Genomic DNA, 14,129 nt, shown 5'->3' with positions numbered 1-14,129 from the left:
AACATTTACGAATTAGTTTTATTATTTTTATTTTCAGAATTGTGAAGAATGGCACGGATTTGAGATAAGCGTTGAGTAAGCTCATGCTCGTAGCCACGATTCGACGGCTGATAGTATTCGCGACCAACTAGCTCATCTGGCATATACTGTTGCGATGCCACAGCACCCGGATAATCGTGAGCATACTTGTACCCGTCATGGTTTCCCCAACTTTTCATCAAAGCAGTCGGGGCGTTGCGTAAATGAAGAGGCACTTGACCAATATTTCCAGCATCAACGTCTTGCAAAGCCTTATTAATAGCGTTATAGCTTGCGTTTGATTTAGGAGCAGTTGCTACAGCAATCACAGCTTCAGAAAGAATAATGCGCGCTTCCGGCATGCCGATTAAAGCAACAGCTTGAGCTGCAGCAACAGTTACTTGCAAAATTTGCGGAGCTGCCATACCAACTTCTTCTGCAGCAGCAATCATAATTCGCCTGGCAATAAAACGCGGGTCTTCCCCAGCTCTAAGCATTCGCGCTAAGTAATGCAAAGAAGCGTCAACATCACTTCCACGCATCGATTTAATAAAAGCAGAAATCACATCGTAATGATCGTCGCCATCTTTGTCGTAACGAACTGTAGTAGTATCCATTACGTTAGAAACAATATCAGCAGTAATTACAGGCTTCTTTTTGCCGTGCTGTAACGCAACATCTCCTGTTACTGCCCCTGCAGCCGCCTCTAAAATGGTGAGAGTTTTACGAGCATCTCCCCCACTTAAACGAATAATAGAATCAATAGCGTCATCGTTGATTTTAAGCTGATTATTAAGACCGTTTTCGCTAGTTAGCGCACGTTCAATAAGCGTATGCAAATCTTCAACGCTAAGCGACGCAAGTTTAACAACTACTGATCTGCTAAGTAACGGCTTAATGATTGAAAAGCTTGGGTTTTCGGTAGTAGCACCAATAAAAGTTACGTCGCGATTTTCAACGCTTGGAAGCAAAGCATCCTGCTGAGATTTAGAAAAACGGTGAACTTCGTCAATAAATAAAACTGTTTCTTGACCATTACTCACTAAACGCTCATGCGCTCGATCAAGTACCGCACGAACGTCTTTAACTCCGGACGTTACAGCAGAAAGCTCTTCAAACACTCGACCAGACTGACGAGCAACAATATAAGCGAGCGTAGTCTTACCGACTCCCGGAGGACCAAACAACACAACAGAACTTGGAGCAGTAAGAGAACCTTTAGATTGCGGATTTGCAAGCCTACGCAAAGGCGAACCTTCTTTTAGAGCATGCGACTGCCCTAGCACGTCTTCAATACTGCTCGGGCGCATACGCACTGCCAGCGGACGAGTTACATCACTCGGCACGCTACTTGCTGCAAATAAATCCTGCTCCATAAATACCAGCTTACACTACATATAGAACAAACGTTCGATTGCATTTTGCGTCTTGCATTTCGCATTCTGTTAGCACATTTTTAAAAATCACACGTGCGAAACTTGGTAATCGAAGAACACAACTTCACCTTCATCTTGCGTTGTATCTAAATCGACAACGCCAGTAATAGCCCAATTATGATCCCCGTCTGAATCGTCAATAATTTGCCGAACTTTCCAAGAATGCTCACTTTTTTCTAGAGAATCATCCAAAATAAACAAGTCGCCACTACGAGCTTTAGCATCTATACCAACATACTCGTGCTCATCATAATAGTCGTCAAGCACATCATTCCACTCATGAACGCCGTAACCCCAAGCTTTGTCAAGCTCTCCTAAAGTATCCGCATCTTCCAAATCCATAAGCTGCACGCGGCGGAACATTGCGTTTCTAATCAACACAATAAGTCCACGACGATCCTCAACAACAGACTCAGCAGTTGAAGGTGCAGCCGTAGTTACTGCACTAGCTTCAGCGTCAGACCCTCCTGCGCTCTCCCACTCGTCAACAAGACTTGAATCAATAGAGCGCACAACAAGACGAAGCCACGAAATAATGTCACGCAATTCTTCGTTAAACATATCTTCTGGCACAGTGCGAGCAAGCGAACGGTAAGCGTCCGAAAGATAGCGAAGAAGCGTTCCCTCACTTCTAGCAATGCCATAGCGCGAAATATATCCAGTAAAATCGGAAGCAGTTTCAACCATGTCTCGAAGCACAGATTTAGGCTTAATCCAGTAGTCGTTTGCCCAAGGAACATCCTTGCGATATTGTGCAAAAGCAGGCTCAAGCAAATCTCCAAGAGGCTTAGGGTAACTGACTTCCGCCAAGCGTTCCATGCGCTCCTCGTAGTCAACGCCATCATCTTTCATGCCAGCCATTGCAGCGTCGCGAGCTTTGCGCTCTTGAGCACGAAGCACAGGCTTAGGGTCATCCAAAGTTGCTTCAACCATAGAAATTACGTCAAGCGCGTAGCTTTGAGATTCTGGGTCAAGAAGTTCCAAAGCTGCGAGCAAGAACGGAGAAAGCGGCTGATCTAGAGCAAAACCCTCTGGCATAGCAACATCAAGATCATAATCGCAAGAACCATCCGAAAACTCTCTGCATTCAATCACTTGAGTATCGAGCAGAGTTTGGAAAATATCGTTGCAACGCTCAAGCAATTTCTCTTTATCTTGCGGCTTTTGTGCACTATCTTCAATAAGTTTTTCAACGCGTGCTCTAGCGTCTCCGCCTTGCGTAACTTCGTTCAAAATCATTGAATGCGTTACAACCATATGCGGATTCAAAGTTTCTGGAGCACTTTCAATAAGCTTAGTAAACGTTGGCTCGCCCCAAACTACAAATCCTTCTGGAGCCTTCTTACGCTTAACTTTTTTAAGCTTTTTAGGGTCATTGCCAGCTTTTGCAACAGCGCGCGCGTTTTCAATCTCGAACTCTGGAGCCTCTGCAACTACTAAGCCCTCTGTATCAAACCCCATTCTGCCTGCACGACCTGCAATTTGATGAAACTCGCGAGCGCGAAGCTTGCGACTACGATTCCCATCAAACTTTGTTAGCGCTGTAAGCACAACAGAGTGAATTGGCACATTAATGCCAACGCCGAGAGTGTCTGTGCCGCAAATAACTGGTAGCAGTCCTTGCTGAGCCAGCTGTTCGACAAGTCTGCGGTAGCGCGGAAGCATGCCAGCATGATGCACTCCAACGCCGGTTCTAAGTATTCTTTGCAAAATTTTGCCGAAACCTGTAGTAAATTTAGTACCTTTAATGGCTTGAGCAATTTTGTCTCGCTGCTCTTTGCTTGAAACTCCCGTACTTGCGAGCGCTTGCGCTGTTTCAAGAGCTGCATCTTGCGAAAAATGAACTACGTAAATTGGCGTTAAACCCTTGTTAAATAAGAGTTCTACAGTTGTTGCAAGCGGCTTATCTGTGTACTCGTATTCGAGCGGGATTGGTCTTGGAGCGTCTGCAATAATATCTACGTTTCTTTTTGTTGATTTTTCTAAGCGTTCCGCAATATCCGTTACGTCTCCAAGAGTTGCACTCATAAGTAAGAATTGCGTATTTGGAAGTGTAAGCAGCGGAACTTGCCAAGCCCATCCACGCTCTGGATCACCATAGTAGTGGAATTCGTCCATTGCAACGCAATCAACTTCAGCATTTACGCCTTCACGTAAAGCTTGATTTGCTAAGATTTCCGCCGTGCAGCAGATTATTGGAGCATCCGCATTAATATGCGAGTCGCCTGTAATCATACCAACGTTGTCACGCCCAAAAATAGCTACTAAATCGAAGAATTTTTCGGATACGAGAGCTTTAATTGGCGCAGTATAGTAGGAGCGTCTGCCGGTGGCGAGTGCTGTGAAATGCATGCCGAGTGCTACTAGAGATTTTCCAGAACCTGTTGGAGTGTTTAAAATAACGTGGTCTCCTGCAAGCAAATCCATGATGGATTCTTCTTGATGCGGCCACAAATCTACATGTTTGTTATCTTTAACCCAATCAACAAATGCTTGAAAAATCTCATCTTCGCTAGCATGATGCAAATCGAAAGCTAACTCGCTCAAACCAGCCATATACGCTCCTACTTTACTTAACACCAACTTACTTGTGACTTAATCGCGCTTTATTTGCGCTTCTTCTTATCTCGTACTTTTACGGAGATTTGAATAGGAGTTCCCTCGAATCCAAATTCTTCTCGAAGTGATCGCTCAATAAAGCGACGGTATCCGTGCTCTAAGAAGCCGGTTGTGAATATTACGAAACGCGGAGGACGCGTAGAAGCTTGCGTAGCAAATAAGATTCGCGCTTGCTTTCCACCTCGCAAAGGATGCGGATGAGCAGACTGAATACGACCTAAGAAAGCGTTGAGCTTGCCTGTAGGAATACGCTTATCCCAGCTGTCTAAAGCTGTTCGCATAGCGCGCGCAAGACGATTCGTATGCCATCCTGTTTTTGCGGAAAGATTTACGCGCTCAGCCCAAGTTACGCGCTCAAACTCAGTTTTCCACAAGCGTTCCATACGTTGTCTGGAAAATTCGTCCATCAAGTCCCACTTGTTAAACACAAGTACGATTGCGCGACCCGCGTCTACAGCCTGGCTCATAACTTTCAAATCCTGCTCTGCAATAGGCTGGGAAGAATCGAAAAGAATCAAAGCAAGTTCCGAGCGTTCAATCGCAGCTTGCGTACGAAGTGAAGAATAGTATTCAGCACCCGTAAGCTTGTGCTGCCTGCGCTTAATACCAGCAGTGTCAATAAACAGCCAATCCTCGCCGTCAACTCGCACAACCTCATCAACAGGGTCACGAGTAGTTCCAGCCAAATCGTTTACAACAGATCGCTCTTCATGAGCTAAATGATTCAAAAGCGAAGACTTACCAACGTTTGGACGACCTACTAAAGCAACTCTGCGAAGTCCTTCTGGAGTTAAGAATCCTGAAGTTTTATTCGCTTTCTTCAAAGAATTGAGAGCTGCATCAAGCAAATCTCCAACGCCTCTGCCGTGCATTGCAGAAATTCCGTAAGGCTCACCCATTCCGAGCTTCCAAAACTCTGCAGTCAAATACTCGCTTCTAGCATCGTCAACCTTGTTAACTGCCAGAGTAATAGGCTTACCTGCAGCGCGAAGCATTGAAACAATACGCTCGTCTGTAGCTGTTAAACCAACTTGACCATCTACTAGGAAAATCACAGCATCGCTTAAACGCACTGCTACTTGCGCTTGTTGAGCAATAGAAGAATCGATGCCTTCAACATCTGCTTCCCAGCCGCCAGTGTCAACCAGCTTGAAGTTGGTTCCAGCCCACTCAGCGTCGTAGCTTACGCGATCTCTCGTAACACCTGGAGTATCTTCTACAACAGCTACACGATGACCCAAAATACGATTTACAAGCGTTGATTTTCCAACGTTTGGTCGACCTATAATGGCGATTACTCCAACAGCTTTAGAGTCTTTTGCATCGTCTTGACTTACTTCGCCGCCTCGAAGAAGCGCACGGTCTTCATCGTCAAGATCGTAGCCTTCAAGATTAGCAGCATAGCGGTCGTACTCATCTTGCTCGATAGCAGCGTCAACCATTTCAACAAGAGCATCGAGAGTCTGCTCAAAAGTCAAATCAGAATTATCTAGCGTTGTAACACCGTCTGCTGCTTGAAGAAAATGCGTAACTTTAGCATCTTTAGCGTCACGAGCGCGAATATCGTCTTCTTCAGATTCATTATTTTTAGATTCATTATTTTGCAAATTTTCTTGCGCAATATTCTGCTTGTTTCTGCGAGCTTGACGCACTTCTTCGCGTGCAGTAAGAAGCACTCGAACTTGAGCATTAGGAGCAACAACAGTAGTAATATCGCGTCCTTCTGCAACTATTCCCTCTCCGCCTGAGAAAGAATCTTCATCTGACTCTGAAGCAATATACGCTCGCTGAGCAGCAATAAGCATACGGCGAACTACAGGAATCGAAGATACAGTAGACACATGCGAAGAAACTTCGCTGGAACGCAATTCTTCGCTAATATCCTCACCTTCGACAGTCACTACAGGATTCTTAGGATCAACACTAAAGTCAGCGTCACTTTCAGTAAATAAGGCTCCAACAGCTTCAATGATTTGATTAAAACGTTCAGTATCCGCTGGATTTACAGGATTTCCTTCTTCATCCAATTCAAGCTTCGTGCTTAAGTCAATACCTTGTTTCAAGCACCACCAAGCAGCAGCTCTATACATTGCACCCGTATCTAAATACGCAAAACCGTAGTATTGTGCTAAAGCACGAGAAGTAGAAGACTTACCTACTCCTGCTGGTCCATCAATTGCTACACAAATCACAGGCCAACCTCCTTAGAAAGCGAACGCACTTCTGTTTGAGAAAGCACGCGATACGATCCAGCTTTTAAGTCACCCAATTTAATAGGGCCAATTTGCGTACGAACAAGACGCTTTACAGGGTATCCTACGGCTCCAAAAATCCTGCGAACAATACGATTTTTGCCAGAATGCAACACAACTTTTACCATGGTTGTGTCGTGATTCTGGTCGATTATTGCGCAGCGGTCGAGCTTAATCCAACCATCTTCAAGATTCACGCCTTGCGAAACCAAGCGGCGGCAAACCATACCGTTGATTTTGCCTTCAACAGTTGCAATATAAGTTTTCTCAACCTCATACTTTGGGTGCATTACGTGCTGGCTTAGCTCGCCATCGTTGGTCATTAAAATAAGACCTTCAGAATCGTAATCCAAGCGTCCCATGTGGAAAATTCGCTCGTACTTGTCTCCAACAATATCTCTTAAAGTAAAGCGACCTTTTGGATCGTCCATTGCGCTAAGAACTCGCTTAGGCTTATGCAATGCGAGCGTTACTAGCTTTGTGTTGAACTTTACGCGAGATCCATCAACGCGCACTTTTTGACGTTTTGGATCTACTCGAGTACCAAGTGTTGTAACCAATTCGTCGTCTACTTCAACACGCCCGTCAAGAATAATCTCTTCACACTTGCGTCTTGAACCAAATCCCGCTTCAGCAAGCAGCTTCTGCAGTCGAATGGCGTTGTTGTCATCTGAATGCGCCTGATTGGCGCGGGAATATGCGTTTGGCATCGTTCTCCCAACGTGACCTAAAGAATTACATACATACTTGCGCCAGAATTTACTCAAGAATACGCAGTATAAGCAATTCATTACTCATTAACTTACTAATGCATGTGGCAATTTATTAAATTTTCAATAAATCAAAAAACACCACGTCTTTCTATGTTACCGTATGGCATAGCCGTGATAATATAGCCTAGGTTTCATTGTGTTGCAATCATTAACAAAGCGGCACAACTAAAATTAAGGAAAGTTATGATTAAAACTACAGATACACCGTGCAGCACAACTAAAACTGCTGCGCCACTTATTGTTCGTATTGGTACTGAATTTATTGCTACAGCTTTAGCGATGTTCGTTGTTTACACTTTTTATTCTCTTACTACTGTAATGTACGGAATCAACGTTTTAATGATTGCCGCCGGCACTGGTATCGCTTATGCTGCAGCGACATATATTGCATCTAAAGTTTCTGGAGGCCACCTTAACCCTGCAGTAACAGTTGCTTCGATGCTTACTGGACGCACTTCATACACTGCAGGATTATGCTACATTGTTGCCCAAGTTCTTGGTGCTATTGCAGCTGCAGGATTGTTTATTCTTATTATTCCTCAGCAGAATTCAAGCATTAATCCATCACAAGTTGGCCAAGGCTCAGGTTTTGACAAAAAGTATTGGTTTGTTTCAATAGTAAACGGATTCGAAAAGGCATCTCTTTCTGCACGTCAACTAAAAGAAATAAACTTGTCTTTCGGAATAGTATCTGCGTTATTAGTTGAAGTTATTGCTGTTATTTTGATTGTTGCCACTGCATTGCGCAGCACAGACCATGAAGGTAATACTAAATGCGGTTATGCAACACACATCGGTATTGCATACGCAGCTGGTGCTTTCATTACATATCAAATTACAGGAGCTGGTTTGAATCCTGCTCGTTCTACCGGCATTGCATTATTCGCAAACTCTCATGATTTGGAAGTTAAACCACTAAGTCAATTGTGGGTATTCTGGATTGCTCCAATTTTTGCTGCAGCGCTTGTTAGCCTAGTTTTGCTATTAACAAAGCTTCTTTCAAACTCAGCACAAAAACCTGCTGTATCAAATGAAACAAATCCTGCACCAATACAAAACTTTGCAGACACAAAAGCAGATGCTCCTGTAGCACCAGATATGGGCTATGAATACGTTCAAAACGTATCTGACAATAACGTTGCGAACAATCTTTAAGAATAAAATTATAGCAAAAATATAATTGAAGCGTATGTTATAAGCAAACCTATGCCGAGCGTAATACTGATGAAAGAATCAAAGCCAACTGAGCGAACTTTCCAAGGGCTACGCTGACGCATAATTAAGCGCATAACTCCTAGAAGTACAGCCGTCACAGAAATAACAACTGTGGCGGCTTTTACATATCCTATAAATGCCAATAATGCGCAAAGTCCAATAATAATTGCTACAATCCATTCAGCATAAGGTTTACCCTCACGTTTTTCCGACACGTACGGATGTTCCGTTTTAGTGCTTCTAGTCTGATGCTCACTATCTGTCATACTTGTATCATACCTGCTCCGCGATAAGAAAACATGAGTTGTTTTAGGTACCAACACAAAGATGCAGCGCTTGAAGTACACAAACGCTGCATCCATAATATTGATTAATTTATTTGTCTATGAATCTTAGCTAAAGCAATTTTAGTGGAAGAAGTGACGAGTACCGGTAGTGTACATCGTTACACCAGCTTTGCGCGCAGCTTCGAACACTTCTTCGTCGCGAATAGAGCCACCAGGCTGCACGATTGCGCGAACGCCAGCTTCAATCAAAATTTGCGGACCGTCAGCGAATGGGAAGAAAGCATCCGAAGCCGCAACAGCTCCACGAGCACGTTCAGCACCATCAGCCAAAGTATTCGCACGTTCAACAGCCAAATGGCACGAATCCACGCGATTAACCTGCCCCATACCAATGCCAACAGTAGCATTATCATGCGCAAGTAGGATTGCGTTAGACTTTACACAACGAAGCGAACGCCAGGCAAATTGCAAATCGCGCAAAGTACCAGCATCAGCAGGATCTCCAGAAACAAGCGTCCAGTTTTCAGGATTATCACCAACTGCATCAATCTTATCTGCAGACTGAACTAAAGCACCGCCGTCAATAGGATGAACTTGCAAACCTAAAACTGGCGGAGTTGCAACCTTCAAAATGCGGAGGTTCTTTTTTTTAGTGCGAAGCAATTCCAAAGCTTCAGGCTCATAGTCTGGAGCCACAATAACCTCTGTGAAAATTGGACGCACACTTTCTGCCATTTCTAAAGTGACTGTAGTATTTGAAGCAATCACACCACCGTAAGCACTTACAGGATCGCAAGCGTGAGCTTTCTTGTGAGCTTCAGCTGCATTAGCTCCAATAGCTAAACCGCATGGATTATTATGCTTGCAAACAGCAACTGCAATTTGTGGAGCAAAATCCCAAACCGCACGCCAAGCAGCATCCGCATCCACATAATTGTTGTAGCTCATAGGTTTTCCGCCAAGAAGCTCAGCTTGAGCTAAACCGCCCTTATGCAGAGGATCTAAATACAATCCTGCTTGCTGATGAGGGTTCTCGCCATATCGAAGCGTATGCTCTAAGCTCCAAGTGCGCGTGTAGTTTGCAGGAAGCTTCACAGATTCAGCATTTTTACTATCTTCTTCATCATTTGTGTTCAAACTTTCAGGCTTCTGCCATGCTTTACTTGTCCACTCAGATATAGAAGCATCGTAAGCTGCTGTATGAGCAAATGCTTTACCAGCCAAATATTCGCGCTCTTGCAAATTAAAGCCTTCACCTGAAACGATTCTATTAGCTAAAAGCTGGTAATCTGCAGGATCTGTAATAACGGCAACAGACTTATGATTCTTTGCTGCAGCACGAATCATAGAAGGTCCACCAATATCAATTTTCTCAATAATTGCGTCACTATCAGCACCGCTCATTACAGTGTCTACGAACGGATACAAATTAACTACTACAGCATCAAACGGCTTTATGTTTAGCTTTTCAAGTTGCTTTACATGATCAGCATTACTCATATCTGCAAGAATTCCAGCGTGAATATGCGGATCTAAAGTCTTCACTCTTCCATCAAGACTTTCTGGGAAACCAGTAATGTCAGAAACTTCAGTAACATGAACGCCAAGTTCCGCCAATTTAGCAGCAGTAGAGCCGGTTGAAACTACTTCAGTATCAGCCTTTCTAAATGCTTCAGCTAATATTTCAAGTCCTTCTTTATGAAAAACTGAAACAAGAACTCTACGAATTTGCTTTTCACCTGTGGTTATCAGCACATTTGCGTTTGATTCTTTGCTCTGTGTCTGTTGCACGGCGGCCTTCCTTCCCAAAATAGTAGTGAGGAATTATTTTCTTTTAGCCTTCGATGAAACCGTCCTAGGAGCGGCTTTTTTCAAAGGCAAAGGTTGATTATTTTTATTACTAGCCTTATTTTCGATTAATTCTGCAAATTTTACAGGTTTATTCGACTTACTAGCAGCAATAAGATTTAAGCAATATCTCGCACCACAAATAAGTAGAATACTAAAAATTGAAATAACCAATGCTACAGCAGAAGCGTATAGAGTAAGATGACCAACAGCTCTAGTACTTTCAATAATGTCAACTCCAATATAAGAAAGTCGACATTCCCCTAATGAACCATTTGCTATTGAAAAAACAACAGTCCACATAATTGTAATTAAAGCGGATACGCCAACACTATCAGTTGCAGCTTCTATAGCGTTCAACATAAAAGACTCCCGCTCAGTTTTATCAATAATATTTTTTAGGCGCAAGCCACAGCCGCTTTTATGCAATAAAGTTACAAGCATTACAATAAAGCATAAAGTTGGAACTATAGAGTAAAAAACAGTGCGATGCACAACGTCAATAACAGCATCAGGAAATATTCCAAAAACCGGAATAGGCGGCAAAGATTTACGTTGAGAAACTGTTAAAGTAAATTGTGCAACAGATCCAATATTAAATCCAGATCCACAAATCCAAGATAATGCCCAAATAGCAACATTAGGCAACCAAACTAAGCAAGCAATAGTTGTAAGAATACGCGAACCATTTTGCATGCCTAGTTTATTGAAATATGAATTAACATAACCAAAATTTGTACAAGCCCAAACCACAACAGTTATTAGTGCAACAAAAGCATATAAACCAAACAAAATTACCGCAGTTCGCTTAGTAATACGAATATTTTTTTGAATATACTCAGGACATATTTGCTTATAACGCTGCTTAGCAGATACAAACAGTGAGCTGCTTGGAAAAACCGCTATAAGTAACGAAATTAAATAAACACAAGAAGATTTACAAGCAACAATAAAAGTAGAATCAAGTAAAGTAACATGCGTATTTTGAGAAAGTATCGCATTAATAGCAGCCCAGACTACAAGCCCAGTAAAATATGCTATATTCCCACCTTTAATACGACGAATTAAGCATACAAGCGTTGAAATAAGTAGAAAAGTAAGGCCTAAAGGAATAATCGTAAGAACGCAATTTCCAAAAGTAAGACCCACGCCTTGAGCAAACATAAACACAGCCCAAGTCATAGACATTGCAGATTCAGAAAGATTACCTGTTCCTTCTTCGATAGAAACCACAAGAAGTGTGAGAGATAAGAAAAGACCTATCGTAAGAGAAAAAATAAGAATAACAATAACAGGAGTTATTACACCTTTAGACATGTTTATTAAGGATGACTTAAGCTTTTCAACCATGCCTTTTCCTTTCAATTCTTTTAGGTGCAAAACCAATATATTGTTTTAAATAGGATATTACTTTAATAATAAGCGATAATAATAAACTTTTAAGCTGGCATAGTAATTAAACTGCTGCAAGGATAATCGCATAATTCACTCATTCCACTAATACCAGTAAGTTCAATAACAAAACTAAAACCTGCAACTATTCCTTGAGCGCGCTTGACAATATTTGCAGCAGCTTTTGCAGTGCCTCCAGTTGCAATAAGATCGTCAACAATAAGCACACGTTGACCTGGCTTAATAGCGTCGCTTTCAATTTCAATACTTGCCTGACCATACTCAAGCATGTATGACTCAGTAATAACTGGAGGAGGTAGCTTACCAGCTTTACGAATAGCAAGAAAACCTTTGCCTAACCGAGATGCCAATAATGGTCCAAAAAGAAAGCCTCGAGCTTCAAGCCCAGCAATCAAATCAATTGAATCAGCTGGCACAGGCAAGGCATCAATCAAAGAATCAATAAGAATTCGCGAAGAGCGCGCATTTGAAAATATAGGAAGAAAATCACGGAATATAATACTAGGATTGGGGAATCCTGGAACGGTACGAATCAAAGAAGCAAGATAAGCGGCATCATCGTTGCTTACTGTTTTCAACGTTTTCACTGTAATATCCGTTGCTGTCATAATCCTAACGTTCTTTTCTTCACAAGACTTGTTATTGGAATATGGAAAGAATGTCACATATTCGCGTGATGCGTGAGACATGTGCTGACTCACACATCACGACTTAAGTATTAAATTATAAATTTATGAGATAAAAGTTATTACTTTTCAGAAGCTGCAGATTCTGATACTGGCTCGTTATCTTCGTTTACAGATTTATTTGCATCATCTTGCTTAGCTTCTTCAGCTTGTGCAGCTTCTTCTGCTTCTTCATCGCTAATAAATGCTGGACGCACATACAATCTGTTCACAGCGCGGAAAGATACTCGCATCAAGCTACCTTCTGAATCGATAACAATCTCTTCATATTGAGTATCTACGCTTACAATCTTGCCGATAATGCCGCCGATTGTAATAATTTCAGTACCTGGTTCCAAAGATTCATGGAAGGAACGCATTTCAGCTTGACGCTTCTTAGCATTGCGAGTCTGGAACATCATCATGCAAACCATTGCTACAACGAGAATAATAAGCATGCCATACTGCTGGAAAAATTGAGGCAAAGTAAACTCCTTAAGTATCCAACCCTAAGACGGTCGAAATGCCGTCCAAGTTAATTATTTTAAGCTAGCTCACTGACATTACTAGGCTCTTTAAAGCCCAAATGTTTCCAAGCTTTACTAGTTGCAACACGACCTTTAGGAGTGCGAATTAAGAATCCTTCACGCACTAAATATGGTTCACATACTGTTTCAACAGTTTCAGCTTCTTCACCAACCATTGCAGCTAGATTATTAAGACCAACCGGTCCACCGTTAAACTGACAAACCATAGCCTTCAAAACTGCAATATCAAGTCGATCAAGACCTTGTGTATCAATCTGGTATAAAGCTAACGCTTCAACAACAGCTTCATGATTTACTTCTGACAAATCATGCACAATAGCCCAATCTCTGACACGTCTCAACAAGCGATTCGCTATACGAGGAGTGCCACGAGAGCGTAACGATAGCTCTTTAGCAGCTTGATCTATAAGGCGAATTCCTAAGACTTTAGCAGATCGCTCAATAAGTTTTTCAAGCTCTTCGTGAGGATAAAAATCAAGGTGAGCAGTAAAACCAAAACGAGCGCGCAATGGAGAAGGCAACATTCCTTCCCTAGTGGTAGCTCCAACTACAGTAAAACGAGGAAGAGTTAGCGGTATTGATGAGGCACCAGGACCTTTACCAACCATAACGTCAACGCGAAAATCTTCCATAGCAATATAAAGCAACTCTTCTGCAGCACGAGGCAAACGATGGATTTCGTCAATAAACAACACCTCACCTGCGTCAAGCGCACTTAGTATAGAAGCTAAATCTCCAGCATGCTGGATGGCAGGACCTGAAGTAATTCGAATAGGAACTTGCAATTCATTAGCAACAATCATTGCTAATGTAGTTTTTCCCAATCCAGGAGGGCCAGCCAATAACATATGGTCAGGCGCAACATCACGCTTTTTAGCAGCATCTAAAAACAGTTGCAATTGCGCTTTTAAAACTGGTTGACCAATAAAACCTTCTAATGCGCGAGGACGAAGTTCCTCATCACTGAGTTGCTCATTTCCTAAAGGCGTTGAAGAAACCATGCGTAAGGATTCTTCAGCAACACCAGTATTTAGCGCAGAAGTATACTCTTCACT

The 14,129-nt window shown here is 42.4% G+C and carries 11 protein-coding genes; 1 reads left to right on the top strand and 10 read right to left on the bottom strand.

Annotated features, from left to right (window positions below):
* Window positions 1–5: 5 nt before the first annotated feature.
* The 4 genes from HXT59_RS04290 to HXT59_RS04275 form a co-directional block, all read right to left on the bottom strand.
* Complete coding sequence (locus tag HXT59_RS04290; RefSeq protein ID WP_004108860.1) at window positions 6–1,394, bottom strand: replication-associated recombination protein A; 1,389 nt, start codon at window positions 1,392–1,394, stop codon at window positions 6–8.
* 87 nt (window positions 1,395–1,481) lie between these two features.
* The gene (locus HXT59_RS04285) at window positions 1,482–4,010 is read right to left on the bottom strand and encodes a DEAD/DEAH box helicase (protein ID WP_004108857.1); all 2,529 of its coding nucleotides are present in this window, start codon (window positions 4,008–4,010) and stop codon (window positions 1,482–1,484) included.
* 50 nt (window positions 4,011–4,060) lie between these two features.
* Window positions 4,061–6,265, bottom strand: coding sequence for a bifunctional cytidylate kinase/GTPase Der (gene der, locus HXT59_RS04280; protein ID WP_116431662.1), 2,205 nt, complete (start codon window positions 6,263–6,265; stop codon window positions 4,061–4,063).
* Complete coding sequence (locus HXT59_RS04275; RefSeq protein ID WP_004106562.1) at window positions 6,262–7,035, bottom strand: pseudouridine synthase; 774 nt, start codon at window positions 7,033–7,035, stop codon at window positions 6,262–6,264. The genes der and HXT59_RS04275 overlap by 4 nt, the downstream gene beginning before the upstream one ends.
* A gap of 246 nt (window positions 7,036–7,281) precedes the next feature.
* Between HXT59_RS04275 and HXT59_RS04270 the strand changes: the two genes are divergently transcribed.
* Window positions 7,282–8,253, top strand: a complete 972-nt coding sequence (locus HXT59_RS04270) for an MIP/aquaporin family protein (protein WP_421784169.1) — start codon at window positions 7,282–7,284, stop codon at window positions 8,251–8,253.
* Window positions 8,254–8,261: 8 nt separating this feature from the next.
* Here the strand turns inward: HXT59_RS04270 and HXT59_RS04265 are convergent, their stop codons facing one another.
* The 6 genes from HXT59_RS04265 to ruvB all read right to left on the bottom strand — a co-directional run bounded on the left by HXT59_RS04265 (window position 8,262) and on the right by ruvB (window position 14,075).
* Window positions 8,262–8,579, bottom strand: a complete 318-nt coding sequence (locus tag HXT59_RS04265; RefSeq protein WP_012914210.1) for a hypothetical protein — start codon at window positions 8,577–8,579, stop codon at window positions 8,262–8,264.
* 141 nt (window positions 8,580–8,720) lie between these two features.
* Window positions 8,721–10,391: a bifunctional phosphoribosylaminoimidazolecarboxamide formyltransferase/IMP cyclohydrolase gene (gene purH / locus HXT59_RS04260; protein ID WP_415690037.1), complete on the bottom strand. Its 1,671-nt coding sequence runs from the start codon at window positions 10,389–10,391 to the stop codon at window positions 8,721–8,723.
* Window positions 10,392–10,424: 33 nt separating this feature from the next.
* Window positions 10,425–11,798 carry a DUF6350 family protein gene (locus tag HXT59_RS04255; protein ID WP_421784167.1) on the bottom strand — a complete coding sequence of 458 codons (1,374 nt, stop codon included), beginning with the start codon at window positions 11,796–11,798 and terminating at the stop codon, window positions 10,425–10,427.
* Window positions 11,799–11,887: 89 nt separating this feature from the next.
* Window positions 11,888–12,469 (bottom strand): adenine phosphoribosyltransferase, encoded by a 582-nt coding sequence (locus tag HXT59_RS04250; protein ID WP_012914213.1) that lies wholly within the window; start codon window positions 12,467–12,469, stop codon window positions 11,888–11,890.
* A gap of 140 nt (window positions 12,470–12,609) precedes the next feature.
* Window positions 12,610–13,011 (bottom strand): preprotein translocase subunit YajC, encoded by a 402-nt coding sequence (gene yajC / locus HXT59_RS04245; RefSeq protein ID WP_004108823.1) that lies wholly within the window; start codon window positions 13,009–13,011, stop codon window positions 12,610–12,612.
* A gap of 59 nt (window positions 13,012–13,070) precedes the next feature.
* A complete protein-coding gene (ruvB, locus tag HXT59_RS04240; protein WP_217431467.1) occupies window positions 13,071–14,075 on the bottom strand; it encodes a Holliday junction branch migration DNA helicase RuvB in 1,005 nt (334 codons plus the stop codon).
* Between the last annotated feature and the right edge of the window lie 54 nt (window positions 14,076–14,129).

Origin of the sequence: Gardnerella sp. KA01001 (assembly GCF_049244025.1) — a bacterium.
Classification (GTDB): domain Bacteria; phylum Actinomycetota; class Actinomycetes; order Actinomycetales; family Bifidobacteriaceae; genus Bifidobacterium; species Bifidobacterium swidsinskii.
This window is presented reverse-complemented; position numbering and strand designations above follow the sequence as displayed.

Coding starts and splice junctions, on each gene's coding strand:
- HXT59_RS04290 (WP_004108860.1), bottom strand. CDS start 1,394: ATGGAGCAGGATTTATTTGCAGCAAGTAGCGTGCCGAGTGATGTAACT.
- HXT59_RS04285 (WP_004108857.1), bottom strand. CDS start 4,010: ATGGCTGGTTTGAGCGAGTTAGCTTTCGATTTGCATCATGCTAGCGAA.
- HXT59_RS04250 (WP_012914213.1), bottom strand. CDS start 12,469: ATGACAGCAACGGATATTACAGTGAAAACGTTGAAAACAGTAAGCAAC.
- HXT59_RS04270 (WP_421784169.1), top strand. CDS start 7,282: ATGATTAAAACTACAGATACACCGTGCAGCACAACTAAAACTGCTGCG.
- ruvB (WP_217431467.1), bottom strand. CDS start 14,075: ATGGTTTCTTCAACGCCTTTAGGAAATGAGCAACTCAGTGATGAGGAA.
- HXT59_RS04265 (WP_012914210.1), bottom strand. CDS start 8,579: ATGACAGATAGTGAGCATCAGACTAGAAGCACTAAAACGGAACATCCG.
- HXT59_RS04255 (WP_421784167.1), bottom strand. CDS start 11,798: ATGGTTGAAAAGCTTAAGTCATCCTTAATAAACATGTCTAAAGGTGTA.
- HXT59_RS04275 (WP_004106562.1), bottom strand. CDS start 7,035: ATGCCAAACGCATATTCCCGCGCCAATCAGGCGCATTCAGATGACAAC.